General features: G+C 70.1%; 21 protein-coding genes. 16 read left to right on the top strand and 5 right to left on the bottom strand.

The genetic code is table 11. The annotated features are described in order from the left end of the window. Window positions 1–111 precede the first annotated feature (111 nt). Window positions 112–543, bottom strand: coding sequence for a hypothetical protein (locus ACOKR1_RS16605; RefSeq protein WP_422934033.1), 432 nt, complete (start codon window positions 541–543; stop codon window positions 112–114). Between the two features lie 59 nt (window positions 544–602). Here ACOKR1_RS16605 and ACOKR1_RS16600 point away from each other — a divergent pair, with 59 nt between their 5' ends. The 6 genes from ACOKR1_RS16600 to ACOKR1_RS16575 all read left to right on the top strand — a co-directional run bounded on the left by ACOKR1_RS16600 (window position 603) and on the right by ACOKR1_RS16575 (window position 7,427). Continuing rightward, window positions 603–1,289, top strand: a complete 687-nt coding sequence (locus ACOKR1_RS16600) for a sirohydrochlorin chelatase (RefSeq protein WP_422934032.1) — start codon at window positions 603–605, stop codon at window positions 1,287–1,289. Continuing rightward, on the top strand, window positions 1,286–2,491 hold the full coding sequence (locus tag ACOKR1_RS16595; protein WP_422934031.1) for an MFS transporter: 1,206 nt from the start codon (window positions 1,286–1,288) through the stop codon (window positions 2,489–2,491). The genes ACOKR1_RS16600 and ACOKR1_RS16595 overlap by 4 nt, the downstream gene beginning before the upstream one ends. A gap of 133 nt (window positions 2,492–2,624) precedes the next feature. Beyond that, on the top strand, window positions 2,625–4,373 hold the full coding sequence (locus tag ACOKR1_RS16590; protein WP_422934030.1) for a nitrite/sulfite reductase: 1,749 nt from the start codon (window positions 2,625–2,627) through the stop codon (window positions 4,371–4,373). Continuing rightward, a complete protein-coding gene (locus tag ACOKR1_RS16585) occupies window positions 4,370–5,098 on the top strand; it encodes a phosphoadenylyl-sulfate reductase (protein ID WP_422934029.1) in 729 nt (242 codons plus the stop codon). Before ACOKR1_RS16590 ends, ACOKR1_RS16585 begins: the two co-directional genes overlap by 4 nt. Beyond that, window positions 5,095–6,051, top strand: coding sequence for a sulfate adenylyltransferase subunit CysD (gene cysD, locus ACOKR1_RS16580; protein WP_422934028.1), 957 nt, complete (start codon window positions 5,095–5,097; stop codon window positions 6,049–6,051). Before ACOKR1_RS16585 ends, cysD begins: the two co-directional genes overlap by 4 nt. Next, on the top strand, window positions 6,051–7,427 hold the full coding sequence (locus ACOKR1_RS16575; protein WP_422934027.1) for a sulfate adenylyltransferase subunit 1: 1,377 nt from the start codon (window positions 6,051–6,053) through the stop codon (window positions 7,425–7,427). The genes cysD and ACOKR1_RS16575 overlap by 1 nt, the downstream gene beginning before the upstream one ends. Before the next feature lie 117 nt (window positions 7,428–7,544). Here the strand turns inward: ACOKR1_RS16575 and ACOKR1_RS16570 are convergent, their stop codons facing one another. After that, window positions 7,545–9,566, bottom strand: a complete 2,022-nt coding sequence (locus ACOKR1_RS16570; RefSeq protein ID WP_422934026.1) for a polysaccharide lyase family protein — start codon at window positions 9,564–9,566, stop codon at window positions 7,545–7,547. 334 nt (window positions 9,567–9,900) lie between these two features. On the opposite strand from ACOKR1_RS16570, the gene ACOKR1_RS16565 reads away from it, so the two are divergent. The 5 genes from ACOKR1_RS16565 to ACOKR1_RS16545 all read left to right on the top strand — a co-directional run bounded on the left by ACOKR1_RS16565 (window position 9,901) and on the right by ACOKR1_RS16545 (window position 15,644). Beyond that, a complete protein-coding gene (locus ACOKR1_RS16565) occupies window positions 9,901–11,097 on the top strand; it encodes an ABC transporter substrate-binding protein (protein ID WP_422934025.1) in 1,197 nt (398 codons plus the stop codon). Window positions 11,098–11,104: 7 nt separating this feature from the next. Beyond that, a complete protein-coding gene (locus ACOKR1_RS16560; RefSeq protein WP_422934024.1) occupies window positions 11,105–11,830 on the top strand; it encodes an ABC transporter ATP-binding protein in 726 nt (241 codons plus the stop codon). Then, on the top strand, window positions 11,820–12,755 hold the full coding sequence (locus tag ACOKR1_RS16555) for an ABC transporter permease (RefSeq protein WP_422934023.1): 936 nt from the start codon (window positions 11,820–11,822) through the stop codon (window positions 12,753–12,755). The genes ACOKR1_RS16560 and ACOKR1_RS16555 overlap by 11 nt, the downstream gene beginning before the upstream one ends. A gap of 31 nt (window positions 12,756–12,786) precedes the next feature. Next, window positions 12,787–14,058 (top strand): uroporphyrinogen-III C-methyltransferase, encoded by a 1,272-nt coding sequence (cobA, locus tag ACOKR1_RS16550; RefSeq protein ID WP_422934022.1) that lies wholly within the window; start codon window positions 12,787–12,789, stop codon window positions 14,056–14,058. A gap of 95 nt (window positions 14,059–14,153) precedes the next feature. Then, complete coding sequence (locus ACOKR1_RS16545; protein ID WP_422934021.1) at window positions 14,154–15,644, top strand: FAD-dependent oxidoreductase; 1,491 nt, start codon at window positions 14,154–14,156, stop codon at window positions 15,642–15,644. A 5-nt stretch (window positions 15,645–15,649) separates the two neighbouring features. Here ACOKR1_RS16545 and ACOKR1_RS16540 read toward each other — a convergent pair whose 3' ends face one another. The 3 genes from ACOKR1_RS16540 to ACOKR1_RS16530 all read right to left on the bottom strand — a co-directional run bounded on the left by ACOKR1_RS16540 (window position 15,650) and on the right by ACOKR1_RS16530 (window position 18,716). Further along, window positions 15,650–15,751: an MFS transporter small subunit gene (locus ACOKR1_RS16540; protein ID WP_422934020.1), complete on the bottom strand. Its 102-nt coding sequence runs from the start codon at window positions 15,749–15,751 to the stop codon at window positions 15,650–15,652. Between the two features lies 1 nt (window position 15,752). After that, entirely contained in the window at window positions 15,753–17,138 is a 1,386-nt protein-coding gene (locus ACOKR1_RS16535) for an OFA family MFS transporter (protein ID WP_422934019.1), read from the bottom strand. A 144-nt stretch (window positions 17,139–17,282) separates the two neighbouring features. Next, on the bottom strand, window positions 17,283–18,716 hold the full coding sequence (locus tag ACOKR1_RS16530) for a PucR family transcriptional regulator (RefSeq protein WP_422934018.1): 1,434 nt from the start codon (window positions 18,714–18,716) through the stop codon (window positions 17,283–17,285). 188 nt (window positions 18,717–18,904) lie between these two features. Between ACOKR1_RS16530 and ACOKR1_RS16525 the strand changes: the two genes are divergently transcribed. From ACOKR1_RS16525 to ACOKR1_RS16505, 5 genes are all read left to right on the top strand, one after another. Then, window positions 18,905–20,335: an aminobutyraldehyde dehydrogenase gene (locus tag ACOKR1_RS16525; RefSeq protein ID WP_422934017.1), complete on the top strand. Its 1,431-nt coding sequence runs from the start codon at window positions 18,905–18,907 to the stop codon at window positions 20,333–20,335. Between the two features lie 26 nt (window positions 20,336–20,361). Continuing rightward, window positions 20,362–21,720 (top strand): 4-aminobutyrate--2-oxoglutarate transaminase, encoded by a 1,359-nt coding sequence (gene gabT, locus ACOKR1_RS16520; RefSeq protein WP_422934016.1) that lies wholly within the window; start codon window positions 20,362–20,364, stop codon window positions 21,718–21,720. A gap of 30 nt (window positions 21,721–21,750) precedes the next feature. Beyond that, window positions 21,751–22,623, top strand: a complete 873-nt coding sequence (locus ACOKR1_RS16515) for a universal stress protein (protein ID WP_422934015.1) — start codon at window positions 21,751–21,753, stop codon at window positions 22,621–22,623. A 76-nt stretch (window positions 22,624–22,699) separates the two neighbouring features. Next, on the top strand, window positions 22,700–23,137 hold the full coding sequence (locus ACOKR1_RS16510) for an OsmC family protein (protein ID WP_422934014.1): 438 nt from the start codon (window positions 22,700–22,702) through the stop codon (window positions 23,135–23,137). Between the two features lie 257 nt (window positions 23,138–23,394). Next, on the top strand, window positions 23,395–24,354 hold the full coding sequence (locus ACOKR1_RS16505; protein ID WP_422934013.1) for a hypothetical protein: 960 nt from the start codon (window positions 23,395–23,397) through the stop codon (window positions 24,352–24,354). Window positions 24,355–24,377 lie beyond the last annotated feature (23 nt).

Raw genomic sequence — 24,377 nt, 5'->3', positions numbered from 1 at the left:
CTTCCGTTCGCACCCGGATCCACTGGAGGCTGAAGTGGACCCGTTAACAAGCATATGACAGATCTGTCATGTGTCCAGTGGTAGCGGTCAATGAATTTTAGATTCGCGACCTTAGCCCTCTTCTTCGCCGTCCTCGGTGAAGACCCACTCGAACATGTCGAAGGTGAACTCGGAGAACGTGCCGTCCTCGGAAACCCACTCGCCGCGGGCGTTGTTCTTCCGGAAGACAATCGGGTCCGGGACGCGGAGATCGCCCGTGCGGATGCCCCACGTGAACTGCTCTTCCTCGTCCTCGAGGAACATGAGGAAGCCCTCGTCGTCGACTTCGAGTTCCTCGGGGTCCCAGAAGTAGTGGTACGCCTCCATGAGCTCCGAGCCGCCCAGAGCGAGGTAGAACTCGCGCAGCGCGAGCGGGATGGTGAACGCGTGCTCCTCGAGTGCCTCGTCGAGCTCGCCCTCCGAGATCCCGTCGTTCGGCCGCCACGGGTCGCCGAGGTACTTGGGGACAAGCGCGCGGAACTTCTCCAAGAACATCTCGCTCATGACCTCAATCCTAGCCATTCGAGACGGCGGAGGATTCCGGGCGCCGGTAGGCTCCGACTATGACCCAGCCGATCCTCGTCGCGTGCGCCCACGGAACCAGCAACCCCGACGGCAAGGCAGCGATCCTTCGGGTCGTCGACGAGCTCCGCGCCGCACGGCCCGACGTCACCGTGCTCGACGCCTACGTCGACGTCCACGGACCCGAGCTGCCCGAGGTCGTCGCGGGCCTCCCCGCGGGGGCCCCCGCCGTCGTCGTCCCTTTGCTCTTGAGCGTCGGCTACCACGTCAAGGTCGACATTGGGCGCGCCGTCAAGTCTCGGGAGCGGACGACGGCGGCCGCGCCACTCGGCCCCGACCCGCGCCTTGCGCGGGTGCTCGCCGAGCGGCTCCGGCAGGTAGGGCTCGGGCCCGACGACGCCGTGGTGCTCGCCGCGGCCGGTTCGTCGAACCCCGCGGCCTCGGACGACGTCGAGAACCTCGCCGACATGCTGCGGCACCTTGTGCCGAACAGGATCCTCGCGGCCTATGGGGCGAGCGCCGAGCCGAGCGTCCCCGATGCCGTCGCCGAGCTCCGCGCGGAGGAGGTGGGCAGGATCGTCGTCGCGAGCTACCTCCTCGCACCCGGTTACTTCCATGACCAACTCGCGAAGGCGGGGGCCGACGCCGTCGCCCCGCCGCTCCTCCCGGCACCCGAGATCGCGGAGATCGCGCTCGAGCGGTTCGACGCCGCCCTCGCCGCCCTGTGACCGCCGGACGGGCGCCGGCCTCCCTCCTGTTCGTGCTCGTGTGCGCGATGGGCGTGGGCCCGCTCCTCAACTACGGGCTGAGCGCTGCGAGCCCGCTTATCCTGCACGATCTCGGCATGAGCCAGTCCCAACTCGGGCTGCTCGCGGGCACCGTGTTCGCGAGCGCGGCGGTGGGCAGCATGTGGCTCGGACAGCTCAGCGACCGGGCGACTAGCCGGCAGCAGTTTCTCCTCATCTTCGGCGGGACGGTCCTTGCCCTCGTGGTCGCCGCGCTCGCCCAGAACTTCTGGGTGCTGCTCGTCGCCGTCATCCTCGCGGGTCCCGCGCAGTCCATCTCGAACCCCACGACGAACCGGCTCGTTGTCACGGCGGTCCCGCAAGGGCAGCGCTCGGGCTGGATCGGCATTAAGCAGTCCGGCGTCCAGGCGAGCCAGCTCTTCGCAGGGCTCTTCATCCCCGGAGTCTCGCTGTGGCTCGGCTGGCACGGCGCGTTCGCGCTCGCGGCGCTCGTCGCTCTCGGCCTGCTCTGGTACGCGCTGCGGAAGCTCCCGTCCGAGCAGGCGCGGCCGCGGACGACGGCGCGCGCCAAGTCGGCGGGTGACGGGCTCCCGCTCCCGGTCTGGCTGTTCGCGGCGTTCGCGTTCCTCTCTGGCCTCGGGACGCAGGCCACGAACGTCTACCTGCCCCTCTTCGCGGTGCGGTCGCTCGGGTTTCCGCTCGTCCTCGCGGGCGTCGCGGCCGGAGTCTCCGGCGTGGTCGGCGTGACGAGCCGCGTCATCTGGGGGCGGCAGATGTCGCTCGGGAGGAGGCCCTCGGCGATGCTTTTCGCGTTGGCGGCAGGCGCCGTCGTCGGTGTCCTGTGTCTCCTGAGCGCTGGGGTGTTCCGGCAGCCCGCGCTCCTGTGGGCCGGCGTCGCGCTGCACGGCGCGACCGTGCTCGGGGCGAACGTCATCACGAACGCCGCGGTGCTCGTCGTCGTCCCGCCCGAGCGGGTCGGCGTCACGTCCGGGGTGCTCGCCATGGGCATGTACGCGGGCTTCGCGCTGGGCCCGTTCGTCATGGGGCTCCTCGCCGATGCGACCGGAGGGTACCAGGCCGGGTGGATCACTGTGGGCTCGGGGTATGTTCTGTGCGTCGGCGTTGCGCTGTGGCTGCGGCGGTATGGGGCGACGCACCCATGGACGGTCGTGCGCGCGCGCTGACTGTGAGGCCGCCGCGCCGGGCGCGAGGCCCGGGGTCAAGGCCCGTGACGTGAATGCGAAGAAATGTGTCCCCCGGTGACATCGCATTGCACCACTCTGGGGACACGCCCGGGGCGGTCCGTACCCTCGAACTATGAATGACACCGCCCTTGCCGCGCGCTCGGACCGGCCAGCACGGCCCCGATCCTCCAAGCCCAACGGGCAGTGGAAGGTCGATGGCACCGAGCCGCTCAACGCGAACGAGGCGTGGAAGCAGGAGGACGGCGGCCTGAGCGTCCGCGAGCGGATCGAGACGATTTATTCTCGACATGGGTTCGAATCCATCGACCCGACCGACCTGCACGGCCGGTTCCGCTGGTGGGGCCTCTACACGCAGCGCAAGCCCGGGATCGACGGCGGGAAGACCGCGACGCTCGAGCCCGAGGAGCTTGAGGACCGCTACTTCATGATGCGCGTCCGGATCGACGGCGGCGCGCTCACCACCGAGCAGCTCCGCGTGATCGGCGGCATCTCCCGTGACTTCGCCCGCGGATCCGCGGACATCACCGACCGGCAGAACATCCAGCTCCACTGGGTGGAGATCGAGAACGTCCCCGAGATCTGGCGCCGGCTCGAGGCCGTGGGCCTCCACACCACCGAGGCGTGCGGCGACGTCCCGCGCGTGATCCTCGGCTCGCCGGTTGCGGGCATCTCCGTGGACGAGATCCTCGACCCGACGCCGCAGATCCGCGAGATCGCGGACCGCTACATCGGCGACGAGAGCTTCGCGAACCTCCCGCGCAAGTACAAGACCGCAATCACGGGCCACCCCAGCCAGGACGTGGTGCACGAGATCAACGACTTCGCCCTCGTGGGCGTGGTCCACCCCGAGCTCGGCGCGGGCTACGACCTATGGGTAGGCGGCGGATTGTCGACGTCGGCGCACCTCGCCGTGCGCCTCGGCACGTTCGTCGAGCCGTCGCGCGCCGCGGAGGTGTGGGCCGGCGTCACGAGCATCTTCCGCGACTACGGCTACCGTCGCCTCCGCAACCGGGCGCGCCTCAAGTACCTCGTGGCCGACTGGGGCGCCGAGAAGTTCCGCGAGGTCCTCGAGACCGAGTACCTCACCGAGCCGCTCCCCGACGGCCCCGCGCCGGAGACACCGACGACGCCGGGCGACCACGTGGGCGTTCACGCCCAGAAGGACGGCCGCTTCTACGTCGGAGCGACCCCGACCGTGGGCCGCGTGTCCGGCGACGTCCTGCTCGGCCTCGCCGACCTCATCGAGGCCCATGGCTCGCAGCGCCTTCGCACCACGCCGCACCAGAAGATCGTGGTGCTCGACGTCGAGCAGGAGCGGGTCGACTCGCTCGTGAAGGGCCTCGAGGAGCTCGGGCTCTACGCGAACCCGAGCCCGTGGCGGCGGTCGACGATCGCGTGCACGGGCATCGAGTACTGCAAGCTCGCGATCGTGGACACGAAGGACACGGCGACGGCGGCGGTTGCCGAGTTGGAAAAGCGCTTCGCCCCCGCGGGCAACGCGGGCACCGATGCTGAGAACAGCGCCAACGAGCTCCTCAAGCCGCTCACGCTCCACGTCAACGGCTGCCCGAACTCGTGCGCGCGCATCCAGACGGCGGACATCGGCCTCAAGGGCCAGCTCCTGCCCGACGGCGACGGCGGCCAGACCCCCGGTTTCCAGGTCCACCTGGGCGGCGGCCTCGCATCCGAGACCCGCTCCGAGGCCGGGACCGGCCGCACCGTCCGTGGCCTCAAGGTCACGGCGGACGATCTGCCGGACTACGTGGAGCGCGTCACGCGACGCTTCCTCGCCGAGCGGACCGACGAGAACCAGAGCTTTGCCGAATGGGCCCTCGCGGCCGAGGAGGAGGCACTCCAATGAGCCAGGACGTTCAGATCAAGCCCGCCAAGCGCTCGGTCGACGAGCTCCGCGCGCTCGCCGAGTCCGGCGCCGCAGAGCTCGGCTGGGACGCGCCCGAGCACGAAGTGATCGCCTGGGTGGCGAGGAATTTCGCCACGGAGGCCGCCGCCGTCGCCTGTTCGATGGCGGACGCCGTGCTGCCCGCCGTTGTCGCGGAGCAGCTGCCCGGCGTCGACGTGCTCTTCCTCGACACGGGGTACCACTTCGCGGAGACGTACCAGACCCGCAACGACGTCGCGGAGAACCTCCGCGTCAACATCGTCGACGTGCTCCCGCAGCAGACGGTCGCCGAGCAGGACGCGTCCGAGGGCAAGGACCTCTTCGCCCGCGATCCCGGCCGGTGCTGCGCGCTCCGCAAGGTCGAGCCGCTGCACCGGGCGCTCGCCGGCTACGAGCTGTGGTTCACGGGAGTGCGCCGCGACGAGGCGCCCACCCGCACCAACACGCCGCTCGTGACGTTCGACGAGAAGAACGGCCTCGTCAAGGTCAGCCCGCTCGCGGCGTGGAGCTTCGATCAGCTCGTCGAGTACTCCGAGGACAACCTCCTGCCCGTCAATCCCCTCCTTGCCAAGGGGTTCCTCTCGATCGGCTGCGCGCCGTGCACCCGCGCCGTGGCTCCAGGAGAAGACCCCAGGGCCGGCCGCTGGTCCGGCACCGACAAGACAGAATGCGGACTTCACGTATGAGCACCCGAGTAGAAGAGACCCTGCGCGTGTCCACTGAGGCGGCGGCATTGCCCGCGGAAGCCCCACTCGGTCTCCTCGACGCGCTCGAGGCCGAATCCATCCACATCATCCGCGAGGTCGTCGCCGAGTTCGAGCGTCCCGCGATGCTGTTCTCGGGCGGCAAGGACTCCGTGGTCATGCTGCACCTCGCCGCGAAGGCGTTCTGGCCTGGTCGGATCCCGTTCCCCGTGCTGCACGTCGACACGGGCCACAACTTCCCCGAGGTCCTCGACTTCCGCGACCGTACGGTCGCGCGGCTCGGGCTCAAGCTCGTGGTGGGCTCGGTCCAGGAGTACATCGACCGCGGCGAGCTCCAGGAGCGCGCCGACGGGACGCGGAACCCGCTCCAGACCGTACCCCTGCTCGACACGATCACGGCGAACAAGTTCGACGCCGTGTTCGGCGGCGGTCGCCGCGACGAGGACAAGGCGCGCGCCAAGGAGCGCATCCTGAGCCTGCGCGACGAGTTCGGCCAGTGGGACCCGCGCAACCAGCGGCCCGAGCTGTGGAATCTCTACAACGGTCGCCACACAGTGGGCCAGCACGTGCGCGCGTTCCCCATCAGCAACTGGACCGAGCTCGACATCTGGCGGTACATCGAGCGCGAGGGCATCGAGCTGCCGAGCATCTACTACGCCCACGACCGTGACGTGTTCCAGCGCGACGGCATGTGGCGAGCCGTCGGCGAGGTGAGCCTCCCGCGCGAGGACGAGGACGTCGTCGTCCGCACCGTGCGCTACCGCACAGTCGGCGACATGTCCTGCACGGGCGCCGTGCTCTCGGACGCCTTCACGGTGGCCGACGTGGTGCGCGAGGTTGCGGCCTCGACCCTCACGGAGCGCGGGGCGACCCGCGCCGACGACCGCATCTCCGAAGCGGCGATGGAAGACCGCAAGAAGGACGGGTACTTCTGATGACTGCTTCCCTGGAAACTTCGCTCGACGGGCCGACGCTGGAACAGGGCACCCTCTTCCGTTTTGCGACGGCCGGCTCGGTCGACGACGGCAAGTCGACCCTCGTGGGCCGGCTGCTGCACGACTCGAAGGCGATCCTCGCCGACCAGCTCGACGCCGTGGCCCGCACGTCCGAGGCGCGCGGCTTCGGCGGTGAGAAGGGCGGGCTCGACCTCGCGCTGCTCACCGACGGCCTGCGCGCCGAGCGCGAGCAGGGCATCACGATCGACGTCGCCTACCGGTACTTCGCGACCGACCGCCGCACGTTCATCCTTGCGGACTGCCCGGGCCACGTGCAGTACACGAAGAACACGGTGACGGGCGCGTCGACCGCCGACGCAGTGGTGCTCCTCATCGACGCCCGCAAGGGCGTGCTCGAGCAGACCCGCCGGCACCTCTCCGTCGCGGCGCTCCTGCGCGTTCCGCACGTCGTGGTCGCGGTCAACAAGATCGACCTCGTCGACTTCTCGGAGACCGTCTTCTCCACCATCGCGGCGGATGTCGCGCGGGTCGCGGGGGAGCTCGGCCTGCGCGAGGCGGTGGCCGTTCCCGTGTCCGCGCTCGACGGCGACAACGTCGTGGACCGCTCGGACCGCACCCCGTGGTACGCGGGCCCGACGCTCATCGAGCTGCTCGAGATGCTGCCCGGCACCGACGAGCTCGACGACGCCGCCGAGGCGTTCCGCTTCCCGGTCCAGACCGTGATTCGGCCACAGGGTGCGCTCGCGCCCGGGCTCGCCGAGGGCGAGTTCCGCGACTACCGGGCGTACGCCGGTCAGGTCACCGAGGGGATCGTGCGTGTTGGCGACCGCGTCTCCGTGGTGACCCCGGGCCAGGCCGCGCGCGAGACGAGCGTGGTGGGGATCGACGTCGCCGGTCGTTCGCTTGAGGAGGCCGCCGCGCCGCTCTCGGTCGCGCTGCGCCTCGCCGACGAGTTCGACGTGGCCCGCGGGGACACGATCGCCGCCGCCGGGACGCTCCCCGACAGCACTGCGGACCTCTACGGCTCGCTGTGCTGGCTCTCGACCAAGCCGCTACGCGAGGGGGCGAAGGTCCTCGTGAAGCACGGGACGTCGACGGTCCGGGCCTTGGTTCGCTCGATCTCGGGCCGGCTCGACCTCAACACGTTCCAGGTCGCCCCGGCGTCGGGCCTCGAGCTCAACGACATCGGCGAGGCGCAGCTCCGGCTGGCCGCCCCGCTCCCGCTCGAGCCGTACGCGGCGCACCGCCGCACGGGCGCGTTCCTCGTCATCGACCCGCAGGACGGCGCGACCCTCGCCGCAGGCATGGTCCGCGAGCACCCGGGCGACTCCGAGGCGGAGCGGTACTGGATCTAGGCTCGCCTCTGCGTTCTACCCGTGCTCTGGCCCGTTTATCTGCGCGCGAGCGGCGCTGAGACGGCGCGTCGCGCCCCGACGCCGAAGTGGCGTCGGGATAAGTGGGCCGGAGCACGCCTACTGGCCCTCGTTGACCTGCAGTCGGATCGCGTCGTACATGATTCCGGCCATGGGCTGCATCCAGTTGTCCGAGGTGGGCGCCTGCGGCGGCCTCGTGTGCGCGAGCGTGAGGACGTTCTCGCCCTCCTGGATGAGAGTGGCCGGGAACGTGATCGCGGGAAGCCCGCGGTACATCGAGCGGGCCACGAGCCGGTACGAGGAGTTATCGCCGGGGACGCCCGGAAGCGGGTCTATCGAGGCGATCGACGTCCCATTGAGCGTGACCTCGAGCGTCGCGAAGACCTGCGCCGCGAGCGCGATGTCGAGGTAGCCCGTGCCCCGCTCGTACCGGTGGGCGTCGAAGTGGATCTTCCACGCCTCGAGCTCGCGGTTCGGCACGGTGCCGCGCCACGCTAGCTGGGTCGCCGTGCCCGGCGTCTTGACCGCCGGGTGGAAATAGTTCCACTTCTTCGCGGGATCGTCCACGCCGATCGTGAAGTCGACCCCGTTCGGAAACTCGTACGGGTACTCGAGCCACGTGAGCGTGCGGCGGAAGCCGTCCGGGCCGCCGTGGATGTAGAACTCCTCAGAGGTGCGGTCCGGCGTCCCGAGCTGCCACAGCGTCGGCCCGTGGCTCGCGGGCTGCCACACGTGGTTGCCCGTGTCGAGGTTCGTGCCGGCCGCGACCGTGATGTTCTCGCGCCGGTACTCGCCCATGGCCCCCCTCGTGAACGCCGCGAGCGTGTAGGTTCCGGGGCGGACGGCCGGGATCGTGAAGCGGCCGCCGGGGCCGATCTTCGCGGAGTAGATGTAGTCGAGGTTGAGGTACTGCCAGTCCGTGCCGTCGAGCGTCACGCCCTGGTACGGGCGGTCCGGGCCCGGCTGGTAGAGGACGGCCCAGCCGTTGTCCACCGCTCCGAGCGAGGCCACGGTGAGCTTGCCGCTGACGGTTGCGCGTTCCTGCGCCGCGTAGGAGGGATCGCTTACCCACGCGTAGGGCCAGACGGCCTGCTCGCGCGCGGAGGCCCGCTTCGCGTCCTCCCAGAGCGCGGCGACGTTCGCGCGCTCGTCTCCCTCGGCCGCCTCGCCGACATGGAGGTAGAACGGGCCGTAGACCTTCTCCCAGCCGCGCTCCGGCGCGACTTCGGGCTCGCCGTAGTGGCTCGTGAGCGGGTGCCACAGCAGGATCATGCCGTTGTAGTAGTCGTGGCACGTGAGCTCCTGGCGCGTGGGCCCGCCGAACGCCTCCTTGCTGGCCTGGATGAGTGAGAGGCCCACGGAGCCGTTCGAGATCATGAAGACGTGGTTGTCGCCCTCGAGGTTGGAGACGTTCTGGTATTTGGACCAGATCGAGCCGTCGGGTAGCGCGTACGTCGTGTCCTGCAGCGTGGTCCAGTGGGCCGCGTCGTACAGGCTCGGGCGCTGCTGGATGCCGCGCGCGTCGTCGACCTGGAACCACCGGAACGCCGGATCGTCCGCGGCGAAGGCGTACCGAAGCTGGCCGAACGAGAGCCTGTCCGGCATGTTGTCCGTGTACTTGACGATCCAGTACTGGTGCATCCCCGAGGCGCCGCGCTCAAGCGCGATCCGGAGGTCGAGGTAGAACCTGAGCTTGGCTGGATCGTTCGCGAGGACCGAGACCTCGATCCGGTCCGGGCTCTGGCTGACCACGCGGAAGCTCGCCCCCGACATCCCACCGGCTGCGGAGACGCCAGTGTAGTTCAACGTCGTGTAGCCGTGGCCGTGCGAGCCGCTCAACAGGTTGAGGTTCTCGTTGCCGTGCCTGCTCCCCACGAGGCGAAGGTCCTTGATCTCGGCCGTCGCCTTGACGACCGTGAACTGGATGATGCCGTTGCCCAGCGTGACCGTGGTGCCGTTGTCCGCGAGGGTGACGTCGGCGCCGTCGGCCGCGGTGGCACGCGGGGGAGCGGCGAGCGGCAGAGCCGCGGCACCTGCGGCGGCGCCCATGAGGCCCAGCACGGTGCGCCGGGCGATCGGTGGGGCGGTGAGTGGCGAGGTGGTTCGAGGGTTCGTGGACACGGTGGGATCCCCTTTGGCGTCGTTGCCTGCACGAATTCTTACCGGAAAGCGCTTTCTCGTTGAAACGTTAAATTCGTTGGCCTGGCCCCGCCAACCCTTTAGACCGATCTCGGCCAGAACGCACCATGCAGGCGCTGTCCCTGTGTGACGCTGCGTGACGCACCGTGAACGAGCGTGACCGGACCCTTGGGGGTGCCGAAACCCCGTCCCTACGCTGGAACACATGTTCCGCAGACTCCTGACCCGCGCCGAGGGGCGAATGCCCCGATGTCGGGCCCGTCGCTAGGCCCTCCCGACCTTCCGACATCCTGCGAGAACCCCGAGGACTCCCCCTATGAGCAAGAGCCCCACCCCAGACACCGAGGCCGAGCCGAGGCCGCCCACCGTCCGCATCACCGCCGAGACGGAGTCGAGCCGCGCCCAGCGCGGCCGAGGCCTTCAGATCGGGCTGGGCGCCGCGTTCGTCCTCGTGCTCGCGGTTGTCGCCGCGCTGACGACGGCGAACGCCAACTCCGCCGCGAACCCCACCCAGGCCGCCGCGGGCCAGGGCACGCCTGCCGCCCAGCTCAGGCTCGGCTACTTCGCGAACGTGACGCACGCGCCCGCGCTCGTCGGCGTCCAGCAGGGCCTCATCGGCCAGACGCTCAAGGACGCGCGCACGAACAGCGTCACGACCCAGACGTTCAACGCGGGGCCCGCGGCCATCGAGGCGCTCAACGCGGGCGCGATCGACGCCGCGTACCTCGGCCCGAACCCGGCGATCAACTCGTTCGTGCAGAGCCACGGCGAGTCCGTCTCCGTCATCGCGGGCGCGGCCGCCGGCGGGGCGCAGCTCGTGGTCCAGCCCGGCATCACCGACGCGGGGCAGCTCAAGGGCAAGACCCTCGCGAGCCCCCAGCTCGGCGGAACGCAGGACGTCGCGCTGCGCGCGTGGCTCGCGAAGCAGGGCCTCAAGACCACGCCGAACGGCACGGGTGACGTCACGATCAACCCGACCGACAACGCGCAGACGCTCAAGCTCTTCCAGGGCGGAAAGCTCGACGGCGCGTGGCTGCCCGAGCCGTGGGCGTCCCGCCTCGTGCTCGAGGCCGGCGCGCACGTGCTCGTCGATGAGAAGTCGCTGTGGGACGGCTCGCAGACCGGCAAGCCCGGCCTGTTCCCGACCACGATCCTCGTGGTCAACAAGAAGTTCGCGGCCGAGCACCCGCAGACCGTCGAGGCGCTCCTGGCGGGCAACGCCAAGGCGGTCGCCTGGCTCAACCATGCGAGCGCCGCCGAGAAGGCGCAGGCCGTCAACGCCGCGCTCAAGGCGGCGGGCCAGGAACTGCCCGCGAACGTCATCACCCGCGCGCTCGAGAACATCACGTTCACCGTCGACCCGCTCGCCGGCGCCTACCCCAAGCTGCTCCAGGACGGGGTCACCGCGGGCGTCACGAAGACCGCGGACCTCAACGGCCTCTTCGACCTCCGCGCGCTCAACCGGGTTTCGGGGCAGCCGAAGGTCAGCGCGGCCGGGCTGGGACAGGACTAGGAGCGACATGACCGTACTGCTTGAGAACCTCGGCAAGCGCTTCGGCGACGGCGCGCCCGTGCTCGACGGCGTCAACGCGACGATCGCCACCGGCGAGTTCGTGGCCCTGCTCGGCGCGTCGGGCTGCGGCAAGTCGACGCTCCTGAACATCATCGCGGGCGTCGAGCGGCCCAGCGCGGGTGCGCTCGAGGTGCCCGCGGACGGCGCCGCGTTCATGTTCCAGGACGCCGCGCTGTACCCGTGGCTCACGGCTCGCGGCAACGTCGAGCTCGCGCTCAAGCTGCGCGGGGTCGGCAAGGCCGAGCGGCGCACCCGCGCGGCGGAGCTCCTCGACCTCGTCCACCTCGGCGAGGCCGCGGACAAGCGCCCGCACGAGCTCTCGGGCGGCATGCGCCAGCGCGTCGCCCTGGCCCGCGCGCTCAGCCAGGACCGCGAGGTCCTCCTCATGGACGAGCCCTTCGCGGCCCTCGACGCCATCACGCGCGACCTCCTGCACGAGGAGCTCACGCGCATCTGGCGCGAGACCGGCCGCACCATCATCTTCGTCACGCACAACGTGCGCGAGGCCGTGCGCCTCGGCCAGCGCGTCCTTCTGCTCTCCTCCCGCCCGGGCCGTGTGGTGAGCGAGTGGGACGTGCCCGGCGCCGTGAAGGACGACGCCGCCGCTGCCGCCGCCTTGACGGCAAGCATCACCGCCCGCCTGCGCGAGGAGATCCGACGCCATGGCAAGTAACGTGACCGAGCTCGACGTCCCGCGCGGGTCCGAAACGCGCCGCGTCGTGGCCGAGGGCACCGCCGACCCCTCCGCCGATGAGCTCCGCGCCCTCGAGGCCGGCCTCGACGAGCTCCAGTCCGAGAGCTCGCGCCGCACGCGCGACTGGAGCCGGGCGGTCCTGCCGGTGGGCGCCGTCGTGGTGCTCCTGCTCGTGTGGCAGATCGTCTCGACGCTCGGCCTCAAGCGGCACGACCTCGTGCCCGGCCCGCTCGACGTCGCCGCGAGCCTCGGCCAGCTCTGGAACGAGGGCCAGCTGCAGCAGGCCATCGCGACGTCCTTGGGCCGCGGCCTGCTCGGCTTCGCCGTCTCCGTGCTCGTGGGCACGCCGCTGGGCCTCCTGCTCGCCCAGGTCCGCCCACTGCGCCGCGCGTTCGGGCCGCTCGTCTCGGGCCTCCAGGTGCTCCCGTCCGTCGCGTGGGTTCCCGCCGCCATCATCTGGTTCGGGCTCACGGACGCGACCGTGTACTTCGTGGTGCTCATGGGCGCGATCCCGTCGATCGTGAACGGCCTCATCGCGGGCGTCGACCAGATCCCGCCGCACTACCGCTCGGTCGCGAAGGTTCTGGGAGCCTCTCGGCTCGAGCTCGCGCTCCAGGTCATCCTGCCCGCGTCGCTGCCGGGCTACGTCGCGGGCCTCAAGCAGGGCTGGGCGTTCTCGTGGCGCTCGCTCATGGCCGCGGAGATCATCGCCGTGGGCGGCAGCCTCGGCTTCGGCCTCGGCTCGCTGCTCGACCAGGGCCGTACGCTCAGTGACATGGGCATCGTCATGGGCGCCATCCTTGCAATCCTCGCGGTCGGGATCCTCGTCGAGCTCGTCGTCTTCGGTCCGGTCGAGCGGCGCTTGCTGCTTCGCCGCGGGCTACTTGCGGGGGGAAGCAGATGACGCGCCAGGGGCTCCTCGCGGGAGGCTCGCGATGAGCGGCCGCGACCTCTTCCCCACCTCGCTGCGGCTCCTCGGCAAGCCCGTCCTCGTGGTCGGCGCGGGCCGGGTTGCCGCGCGTCGTGCGCAGGCACTCCTCGACGCGGGCGCCGCGGTGACCGTCGTCGCCCCCGAAGCGGGCGACGGCGTCGCGCGGCTCGCGGACGCAGGCCTCCTCACGTGGGTGCGCCGCGAGTACGCGACGGAGGATCTGGACGGCGTGTGGTTCGCGCAGACCGCGACCGGCGTCCCCGCAGTCGACGCGCGGGTCGCGGCCGAGGCCGAGGAGCACCGCGTGTGGTGCGTCAACGCCTCGGACCACGAGGCCTCGGCGGCGTGGACGCCGGCCTCAGCGCGCGTGGACGACGTCACGATCGCCGTCAACGCCGGCGGAGACCCGCGGCGCGCGAAGGCGCTCAAGGACGCGATCGTGCTCGCGCTCAAGACCGGGCGGCTCCCACTGCGCCGCCATCGCCGCGGCGCTGGGCTCCCTGCTGGGCAGGCTGCCGGCCGCGTGGCGCTCGTGGGTGGCGGCCCGGGCGACGTCGGGCTCATCACCGTTCGCGGGCGGCAGCTCCTCGCGGAAGCGGACGTCGTCGTCGCGGACCGGCTCGGACCGCGCGGACTGCTCGAGGAGCTTGCCGAGGGCGTCCGGGTTATCGAGGTCGGCAAGGCCCCCGGAGCGCATATCGCGACGCAGGAGGAGATCAACCGCATCCTCGTCGACGAGGCCCAGGCCGGGAACGTCGTGGTGCGGCTCAAGGGCGGCGACCCGTACGTCCTGGGCCGCGGCGGCGAGGAGGCCGAGTTCTGCCGCGAGCACGGCGTGGACGTCGAGGTGGTCCCGGGGGTCACGAGCGCGATCTCCGTGCCTGCCGCCGCGGGCATCCCCGTGACGCACCGCGGCCTCGCGACGGGCTTCAGCGTCGTGACGGGCCACGACGAGCTCGCCGAACTCCCGGCACGGCCCGACCACACGATCGTGCTGCTCATGGGGGTCCGCCGGCTGTGGCACTCGGTCAAGCAGCTGCGCCGGAACGGCCTGCCCGCCGAGACCCCCGTGGCGATCGTCGAGAACGGCTGGACGCCGGAACAGCGCGTCACGATCGGCACGCTCGGGACGATCGCCGAGCAGGCGGCCGCCGTCGGCGTCGCGAATCCCGCTGTGATCGTGATCGGGGACGTCGTGCGCGTGAGTCCGTTCGCGCCGGCCAACTTCCGCGAACAGCTCTTCACCCGCCCCGGCCATCACACCCAGACCAACTGACGGGCGTTTAGCCCACTCTGGTCTATCAACCCACCCCGCCACCCTTAACCCACCCGCCACCCTTAACCGACCCGCCACCCTTAAGGAACACCGCAGTGTCGAACACCACCCCAGCCCCCGCCCGAGGTACGGCCGAGCGCGGCTCTGTTCACAGGCCATTGCGCGTTGCCGTCGTCGGCTCCGGTCCGGCCGGCGTCTACGCCGCGGACCTGCTGACCAAGAGCGCGCCCGTCGCGTCGGGCGAGCTCAGGCTCAGCACCGACCTTTTCGACCGCTACCCCGCGCCGTACGGCCTCATCCGCTACGGCGTCGCGCCGGACCACCCGCGCATCAAGGGCATTGTCAATGCGCTGCACAAGGTTCTTGACCGCGGCGACATCCGCTTCTTCGGCAACGTCGACTACGGCACGGACCTCTCGCTCGAGGACCTGCGCCGCCACTATGACGCCGTGATCTTCGCGACTGGCGCCATCAAGGACGCGGACCTCAACATTCCGGGCATCGAGCTCGAGGGCTCGTTTGGCGCTGCGGACTTCGTCTCGTGGTACGACGGCCACCCCGACGTCTCGCGCGAGTGGCCGCTCGACGCGAAGGAGGTCGCGGTCATCGGCAACGGCAACGTCGCGCTCGACGTGGCTCGCGTGCTCTCGAAGCACGCCGACGAATTGCTTGTCACAGAAATTCCCGACAACGTCTACCGGATCCTCAAGGAGTCCCCGGTCACGGACGTGCACGTGTTCGGCCGCCGCGGCCCCGCGCAGGTCAAGTTCACGCCGCTCGAGCTCCGCGAACTCTCGCACTCGCACGACGTCGACATCGTCCTGTACCCCGAGGACTTCGAGTTCGACGAGGCCTCCGACCGCGAGATTCAGAGCAACAACCAGGTCAAGACCATGGTCGGCACGCTCACCAACTGGATCGCCGAGCAGCCCGAGGACCCTGAAGAGCTCACGGCTTCGCGCCGCCTGCACCTGCACTTCCTGCACAGCCCCGTCGAGGTCGTGGATTCTGCCGAGACGCCGGGCCGCGTGGCCGGGATCCGCTTCGAGCGCACCGAGCTCGACGGCACGGGCAACGTGCGCGGCACGGGCGAGACGGTCGAGTACCCGGTCCAAGCCGTGTACCGCGCGATCGGCTACTTCGGTTCGTCGCTTCCGGACGTCGAGTTCGACCACCGCCGCGGCGTCGTCCCGAACGACGGCGGGCGGGTCCTCGACACCGACGGCGCCTTCGTCCCGGGCGTCTACACGACCGGCTGGATCAAGCGCGGGCCCGTGGGGCTCATCGGCCACACGAAGGGCGACGCGCTCGAGACCATCGGTCACCTCCTCGACGCCCGCGACGAGCTTCCGGCCGCCGCCGAGCCCACCGCCGAGTCGGTTGTCGCGCTGCTCGAGGGCCGCAACGTCGCGTACACGACGTGGGAGGGCTGGCTCGCGCTCGACGCGCACGAGAAGTCGCTCGGCGCCGCCGCCGAGCCCGCCCCGACGCACAAGGGCCCGATCGCGCGCGAGCGCGTCAAGGTCGTCTCCCGCGACGAGATGATCGCGATCTCGGCCGAGGGCGCGGGGGTCGCCGCCAGCTGAGCCCTTCAGCCGAACAGGGCCGCGGCCTTCACGAGCGTCGTGGCGATGCCGTAGATGAGCGGAATTCCCACGAGGATCCAGCCGAGGGCCACACGTGCGGTCTTCATATCAGTTCTCCCTCGTGGCGCCGGCGGCAACAGGCGTCGGCTCGTGGTGCTTCCCGTCGACGGGCTTGATGAGGAGGTTCGCGATGAACCCGATCCCGAGCAGGCCCACCATGACGAGCAAGGCCGGCTGGTAGGCCCCTGCGGTCAGTTTTCCCGGCGTGCCCTGCGCGTCGAGCACGGCGTTGACGATGAGCGGGCCCACAACTCCGGCCGCGGACCACGCTGTGAGCAGTCGACCGTGGATGGCTCCCACCTCGAGGGTGCCGAACAGGTCGCGCAAGTAGGCCGGCACCGTGGCGAACCCCCCGCCGTAGAAGGAGATGATGACGAAGGCGACGACCACGAACAGGGCCGTTGTCGAGGACCCGGTAAAGGCGAGCAGAACGTACAGGACCGCTCCGATCCCGAGATAGCCCATGTACGTGCGCTTGCGCCCGATGCCGTCGGAGGTCGCGGACCAGGCGAATCGGCCGGCCATGTTGGCGGCTGACAGGAGTCCCACGAATCCGCCCGCAACTGATGCCGTCACGAGGGAGCTCCCGCCGGGGCGGCGGAAGAAGTCCTGGATCATCGGCGCAGCTTGCTCGAGGATGCCGATCCCAGCCGTGACGTTGCAGAAAAGCACGGTCCACAGGAGCCAGAACTGCGGAGTCTTGATCGCGTTCGCGGCGGTGACGTTGGACTTCGTGATGAGGGCGTGCGCACGGACGGCGGCGGGATCGAAGCCGGCCGGCGCCCATCCGCTCGGCGGGACCTTGATCGTGAACGCGCCGAAGAGCATGTAGGCGAAGTACACGACGGCAAGCGTGAGGAAGAGCTTGCCGACGGCCTCACCGCTGGCCACGCCGCCGGGAGCGGACGATGCCGGGTCGTATGCTGCGAGCAAGGCCGTCGAGAGGGGGCTTGCGATGAGCGCCCCACCACCGAATCCCATGATGGCCATTCCCGTCGCGAGCCCGGGCCGGTCAGGGAACCACTTGATGAGCGTCGAGACGGGGGAAATGTAGCCGATCCCGAGTCCTATCCCGCCGATCACGCCGTACCCGAGGTACAAGAGCCACAGCTGGTGCGAAAAGATGCCCAGCGAGCCGATGAGGAAGCCGCCCGCCCAAAACAGCGCCGCGACGAACATTGCCTTGCGTGGGCCGTTGCGGTCCACCCATGTCCCCATGACGGCTGCCGAGAGTCCGAGCATCACGATGGCCACCGAGAACACGACGCCGATCTCCGTCAGGCCCACGCCGAAGTGCTTGACGAGGGCCGTCTTGTAGACGCTCGTGGCGTAGGCCTGCCCGATGCACAAGTGCACGGCAAGAGCCGCGGGAGGTATCAGCCATCTGTTGAATCCGGGGTGCGCTACGGTGTTCGCCCTGTCAAGCCACGCCATGCGGGTTCCTCCAGGCTTTCGGCCGGGCCGGGTTCCCGGCAGTCCACGGAACAGTATTCCGGGACCCGTGCGCTGCACCACATGTTCGCATCACCCCGCGTGCGCCGAGCGGTAGTCGTCGCGCGACGAACGGCGGAGCTCCGGTTATGACTTAGCGACGCGCCGCACCGCGAGGGCCAGGAACAGCTGGACCCGGTCGGCCGTGACGGCCGGGTCATAGCCCGTGAGCTCGGCGATCTGCGCGAGCCGGTAGCGCACGGTGTTCCGGTGCAGGCTGAGCTCGTCCGCGACCGAGGCCACGGAGCCGTTGAGGTTGAGATACGTCTCGAGCGTGTGCACGAGCTCGGACCCGTGCTGCTTGTCGAAGCGCACGAGCGGGCCGATCGCCTCCCCGGCCATGTCCGCGAGCGGCACGTCCTCGCTCGAGAGCAGGAGCGAGGTCAGGCTCAGGCGCTCAGGCTCGTTGACTTCGAGCCCCCGCGCCGCGGCCTCCTTGGCCTCGAAGTAGCTCCAGCGCAGGCCGTTCGGCTTCGTGTAGCTCCCGCCGATCCCGATCGTCGCGTGGATGCCCGCCTCGACGAGGTGATCCGCAAGGTTCCGTGCGAGCTTGGGCGCGCGGCCGCCGTCGTCCTCCACGACGACCATGAGGTCGTGGTCCACGATCGCGGTCACGGCGCCCTCGAGCGTTGCCGGCAGCGTGGTGCCGCGCAGGTTCTTGTGGTGCGCCGCCGACTCGGCGAGCAGCACGACGTTGCGCTTCGTGGAATTGACGCCCACCCCGGCGAGGCGGCGCGACGCCTCGTCCGTCTCGAGGGCGCCGCGGACGACGTCGGCCATCACCTGCCCAGCGAGCGCTCGCTGGGCCTGGCGCTGCTTCGTGAGGTTGTTGAGCTCGATGCTGATGAGGTTCTGGGCGTAGCTCACGATGCCTGAGTCGTCGAACGGCTTCTTGGCCCACAGCGTGCACGCGTCGCGGCGGCCGGTCGGCACAGGGAACGGGACCCAGCGGTCCATGGTCGGGGCGCCCGCGTCGCGGCTGCTCGAGTAGAGCTCGGCGGTGAACTGCGTGAGCACGAGTTCGGTTCCGAGCATCTCGCCGAGGTGCTTGAGCAGTTCGGGCAGCCCGCCGCCCGTGAGCAGGGGGCGGGCCAGGACCTGGTGATCCGCAATGAGCCGCTCGAGCTTCGCGAGGTGGTCCGCGGAGTGTGAGTCCGCGACGAGCTTCCCGAGCGCTATGAACGGGGTCCGGTACGGGACCTCGATGACCGGCAGGCCCCAGCGGTTCGCCTCGGCGACGAGGGCGTGCGGCACGACGTCGTGCCCTAGCCCCACGCCGAAGCCGATGCCCACGGCCCCCGCGCGCTGGAGCACCCGGACGAAGCGGCGCTGCTCCTCCGCCGTCCTCTGCCGCACCCCCGTGGTGAGCACGAGTTCGCCGCCGCTCAGGAACGTCGCCGGATTCTCCTGCTCGGTGACCGCGACCCACGCGATCTCGCGGCCGAGCGTCGAAGTCGCGGAGCCCGCGAGGGTCAGCCCGAGGCCGGGGGCGTCGAGGAGCGTCGAGAGGGTCAGAGCCATGCGTCAACTATAGATTCGGGCTCTGGCCGATCGCACCATAAGTCTCGGGGATCCCAGTGCATTCGGCTATACAGTCCGAGCCGGGCCTCGCCTAGTCTCGGAAAAGGCCGATTCGGCCCCACAGACCTGTGCAGTACAGAAACCAGCGTTGCAGCGTTGGGACAGACCAGCGATCGAGGAATGACACCGTGGTCCAGACCTTGCAGAACTTCATCGGCGGCGAATTCGTCGCGCCGGCCGGTACCGAGCTGCTCGACATCGTCAACCCGACGAACGGCGAGGTGGTCGCGAAGGCGCCGATCTCCGTTCAGACAGACGTCGACGCCGCGATGGCCGCCGCCGAGGCCGCATTCGCGACGTGGAAGCACACGACGCCGGGCGAACGCCAGCGGCTCCTGCTCAAGCTCGCCAACGCCGTCGAGGGCGCGAGCAGCGAGCTCGTCGAAGCCCAGCACCGGAACACGGGCCAGGTCCGCTCGCTCATCGCCGCCGAGGAGGTCGCGGCGGGCGCCGACCAGCTCCGCTTCTTCGCGGGAGCCGCGCGCCTGCTCGAGGGCAAGTCGGCCGGCGAGTACTTCGAGGGCCACACGTCGTTCGTGCGCCGCGAGCCGATCGGTGTCGTTGCGCAGGTGGCGCCCTGGAACTACCCGTTCCTCATGGCCATCTGGAAGATCGGCCCCGCGCTCGCGGCCGGCAACGCGGTGGTGCTCAAGCCGTCCGACACCACCCCGGAGTCGACGCTCGTCCTCGCGCGGCTCATTCAGGGCATCTTCCCGGCCGGCGTGGTGAACGTCGTGCTCGGGAACGCGGTCACGGGATCGCTCATGGTCGAGCACCCGGTGCCCGGCCTCGTGTCGATCACGGGCTCGGTCCGCGCGGGAATCGCGGTAGCGGCCGGCGCTGCGAAGGGGCTCAAGCGCTCCCACCTCGAGCTCGGCGGCAAGGCACCCGCCGTCGTCTTCGCGGACGCGGACCTCAAGAAGTCCGCCGCCGCGATCGCGGAGTTCGCGTTCTTCAACGCGGGCCAGGACTGCACGGCGATCACGCGCGTGCTCGTCGAGGAGCAGGCCCATGACGAGTTCGTGCGGCTCATGGTCGAGCACACGAGGACGCTCGAGACCGGCCACGCGAACGACGAGGAGAACTACTTCGGTCCCCTCAACAACGCGAGCCACTTCGGCGCCGTGACCCGGGTCGTCGAGTCGCTGCCCGGCCACGCTCGGATCGAGACCGGCGGCCACCGGGCGGGGGAGAAGGGCTTCTTCTTCGAGCCCACGATCGTGACGGGCGTCCACCAGGACGACGACGTGGTCCAGAAGGAGACGTTCGGCCCCGTGGCCACAGTGCAGAAGTTCACCGCGGAGGCCGAGGCGGTTGAGCTCGCGAATGGCGTCGACTACGCGCTCGCCTCGAGCGTGTGGACGTCCAACCACGGCCGCGCGATGCGGCTCGCGCGCGACCTGGACTTCGGCGCCGTGTGGATCAACACTCACATCCTGCTCACCGCCGAGATGCCGCACGGGGGCTTCAAGCAGTCCGGCTACGGCAAGGACCTCTCCATGTACTCGGTCGAGGACTACACGCGCGTCAAGCACGTCATGAGCAACCTCGACGCGTAGCGCTTCCAGAAAGGAACCACACACAGATGGACATCACCTACCGCCTCGAGCAGAAGCGCCAGGTCCTCAAGGACTTCCCCGGCCCGAAGTCCCTCGAGCTCGCCGCGCGCCGCGCCGCGAGCGTCGCGAAGGGCGTGGCATCGACCGTCCCGGTCTACGTGGCCGACGCCGACGGCGGCGTGATCCACGACGTCGACGGCAACTCGTTCATCGACTTCGGCTCGGGCATCGCCGTGACGACCGTGGGCGCCTCCGACGCCGCGGTCGTGGGGGCGGTCAAGGAGCAGGTGGAGCACTTCACCCACACATGCTTCATGGTCTCGCCGTACGAGGGCTACATCGCCGTCGCGGAGAAGCTCAACCAGCTCACGCCCGGCGACCACGCCAAGCGCACCGTCCTGTTCAACTCGGGCGCCGAGGCCGTCGAGAACGCGGTCAAGATCGCGCGCGTCGCGACGGGCCGCAACGCTGTCGTCGCGTTCGACCACGCGTACCACGGCCGCACGAACCTCACGATGGGCCTCACGGCGAAGGCCATGCCGTACAAGTACGGCTTCGGCCCGTTCGCGGGGGAGATCTACCGCGTCCCGATGAGCTACCCGTTCCGCGAGGAGAACCCGCAGATCACGGGCAAGGAGGCCGCCGAGCGCGCGATCCTCATGATCCAGAAGCAGATCGGCGCCGACCAGGTTGCGGCGATCATCATCGAGCCGATCCAGGGCGAGGGCGGCTTCATCGTCCCGGCCGAGGGCTTCCTTCCGCGCATCGCCGAGTTCGCGAAGGAGAACGGGATCGTCTTCATCGCGGACGAGGTCCAGTCCGGGTTCTGCCGCACGGGCGAATGGTTCGCGGTCCAGCACGAGGGCGTCGTGCCGGACCTCGTGACGACCGCGAAGGGCATCGCGGGCGGCATGCCGCTCTCCGCCGTGACGGGCCGCGCCGAACTGCTCGACGCCGTCCACAGTGGCGGCCTCGGCGGAACGTACGGCGGCAACCCCGTCGCGTGCGCGGCGGCCCTTGCGGCGATCGAGACCATGGAGGCGCAGGACCTGCGCGGCCGCGCCCGCGAGATCGAAGCGACGGTCAAGGCCCGGCTCACCAGGCTCCGCGACGATCTCGGCGACGGCATCATCGGGGACATCCGAGGCCGCGGCGGCATGCTCGCGGTCGAGTTCGTCAAGGCGGGCAGCGCGACCACGGCGAAGCAGCCCGACGCCGAGGTCACGAAGCGGATCGCGGACTACTGCCTCAAGGAGGGTGTCATCATCCTCACGTGCGGAACGTACGGGAACGTGATCCGCCTGCTCCCGCCCCTCGTCATCGGCGACGAGCTCCTCGCGGACGGCCTCGATGTCCTCGAGGCCGCGATCCGCGCGAACGCGTAGAGTCTCCTCTGTCTAGCACGGGAGGTTCACATGCGGTACGTGGTCGGCTACCAACCGGACGAGCGCGGCGCTGACGCCGTAGCACTCGGCGTCGCGATCGCCCGTGCGCAGGGCGCGAAGCTCGATCTCATGCTCGTCCTCGGCGAGAACGCGCCGTACGTCGCGGCCAACCCCGAGGGGCGGCGCGTCAACGCCGAGGAGCAGCAGGTCATCATGGCCCAGCGCGCGGCGCTTGGCATGATCCCGCCGGGCGTCGAGGCCGAGTTCCATGTCCGCCAGGGCCACTCGTTCGCGGCCGTGCTGATCGAGGCGGCGGTCGAGTTCGAGGCGGCGCTCATCGTCGTCGGCGCCGCGAGCAACGGGCTGTTCAAGCGCTACACCGTGGGCAGCGTCGCGAACTCGCTGCTGCATGCCTCGCCCATCCCGGTCGCCCTCGCTCCGCACGGGTACCGCCGCATGGAGCCCATCGAGCGGCTCACGGCGTTCATCGGGCGCCGCCGGGGTGCGGACGCCGCCGTCGACGTCGCGCTCGTGGCCGCCGGGCGGCGCGACGTGCCGCTTCGCTTCGTCTCCCTCGTGGAGCTCGACGAGCGGGGCGAGCACGGCGAGAACATCAACGCCGCCCACCGGCACGCGAACACGGTCCTCGAGCAGGCCGCCCACCGGCTCCCGCCGGGCCACGAGGCCACGGTCGAGGTGGCTCACGGGCGCTCGCTCGAGGAGGCTGTGGACAGCATCGATTGGGTGGACGGCGAGCTCGTGATCATTGGCTCGAGCCGCCTCGCGCAGAGGCGCCGGCTGTTCATCGGCACGACCGCGAACCGGATCCTGCACGCGCTTCCGGTGCCCCTCGTCGTCGTGCCGCTCGAGTACGAGGGAGCCGAGTCCCGCCCCCTGGGCTGACCGCCTCGGGCTAGCCGTCCCAGGGCCGTGGCGCCGGGCTCTGGGCAACGCCCGCGCTGCGGCCCATCATGGTGGCATGGATTACGCGGCCAGCATTTCGACGGCCGTCGTCGGGGAGGGCCTCGTGCCCGCGGGCACGGCCGATCTGCTCATCCGGCACCACAAGACGGGCGCCGCTCGCATCGCCATGAGCCTCCCCACGGGCGCGCACGTGCTCCACCTTGCCGCCGCGGCGTGCCTCTTCAACGACCTGCACACCGCGGCCACGCTCGCGGGGCTCAGACTTGGTCCCGTGGCCGTCCGCGCGGACGGCGGCTTTGACGAGACCATGACCGCCTCGACCGGAATCCGCCTCGAGGTCGACATCAGCGGGGACGCCGACCCCGAGGAGCTGCGGACCCTCGTCCTCGAGACCTTCGAGCTCTCGACGGTCGCGTGCGTCCTCCGGCGCAGCACGAGCGTCGAGATCACAGAGATCGACGCGCGGACGACGGCGCCGGGTGACGTCCCGTGAGCACCGATCCCCACGTCACAACCGTCTCGTCTGCGGCATGACCGTCTCCGAGAGGCACAACCGTCCCGCATAGCCGACGGTTGAGCCGTCGAGAGACGGCCACGTGGCACAAGGGACGGTTGTCCGGAGCCCAGGACGCTCGTGCGGCGGGACGGTCAGGCCGGTGGCAGCTGCGGGATTGGTCCTCCCGGCCGGAGTTATCCACATAGGGAACTGAGGGGCCCCACGAGCCCTCGCCAATTCGCAAGACTGCCCGCATGGCACCTCTTGAGCTACCTCATGTCCTGGCTGCGCGATGGCCCGGCTCCCGCATCGCGTCCGCCGGACAGCTCCGTATGGCCGGGCTCGACCATCGGATGCTCACGGCCGCCGTCCGCGGCGGTTTTCTTGTTCGCGTTCGGCGGGGCGTCTACGTCCGCCGCGAACTCTGGAAGCAGCTCGCGCCGTGGGATCGGGACAGGCTGCGGATCGAGGCGCATGTGATCGCGACCGGCGGAACTTCGGTCTACAGCCACGTTTCGTCCGCGCGGCTTCTAGGTTGTTCGACCTGGAACAGCGGCGAGGAGGTCCACGTCACGGTGCCCTACTCCGTCTCCCGTTCGAGCCACAGCCCCGACGTAGTCCCGCACCGCTTCGGGCTGCCGGACGAGGACGTTCTGGAGGTCCCCGTGGGCCATGGGCTCGTTGCCCGAACGACGACGATCGATCGCACGGTTGCCGATTGCGCGCGCACGCTAGACGTCGAGCGCGCCGCCGTCGTCGGCGACCATGCCTTGCGCCTCGGCGCGAGCCCCGACGGTATCCGAGCCGCGTCCGAGCGGACCGGGGCCGTTCGGGGAGGCGCCCGGGTCGAGCGTCTCCTCGGCCTCCTCGACCGGCGGTCCGAGTCGCCAGGCGAGACTCGAACGCGGCTCGCGCTGCTCGCGGCGGGCCTTCCGGCGCCCGTGCTTCAGCTCGAGATCCCCACGGCCGCAGGCCTGTTCAGGGCCGATTTCGCGTGGCCGGATGTCCTCGTGATCCTCGAGTTCGATGGCGAGGCCAAATATTTCGACTATCGGCCCACCGACGCCGCCCTTCTCGAGGAGCGGCGTCGTGAGAGCGCCCTCATGTCAGACGGCTGGACGGTCGTTCGCGCGCGATGGGCTGACCTGGCTGTCCCGGGAGCCATCGCCGCGAAGGTGGTGGCGGGATTCGAGAGGGCACGGCGGCTGGCGTGACCGCGACGGAGCACGACCGTCCC

Source organism: Sinomonas sp. P47F7 (genome assembly GCF_049332655.1).
Taxonomy (GTDB): Bacteria; Actinomycetota; Actinomycetes; order Actinomycetales; family Micrococcaceae; genus Sinomonas.
This window is presented reverse-complemented; position numbering and strand designations above follow the sequence as displayed.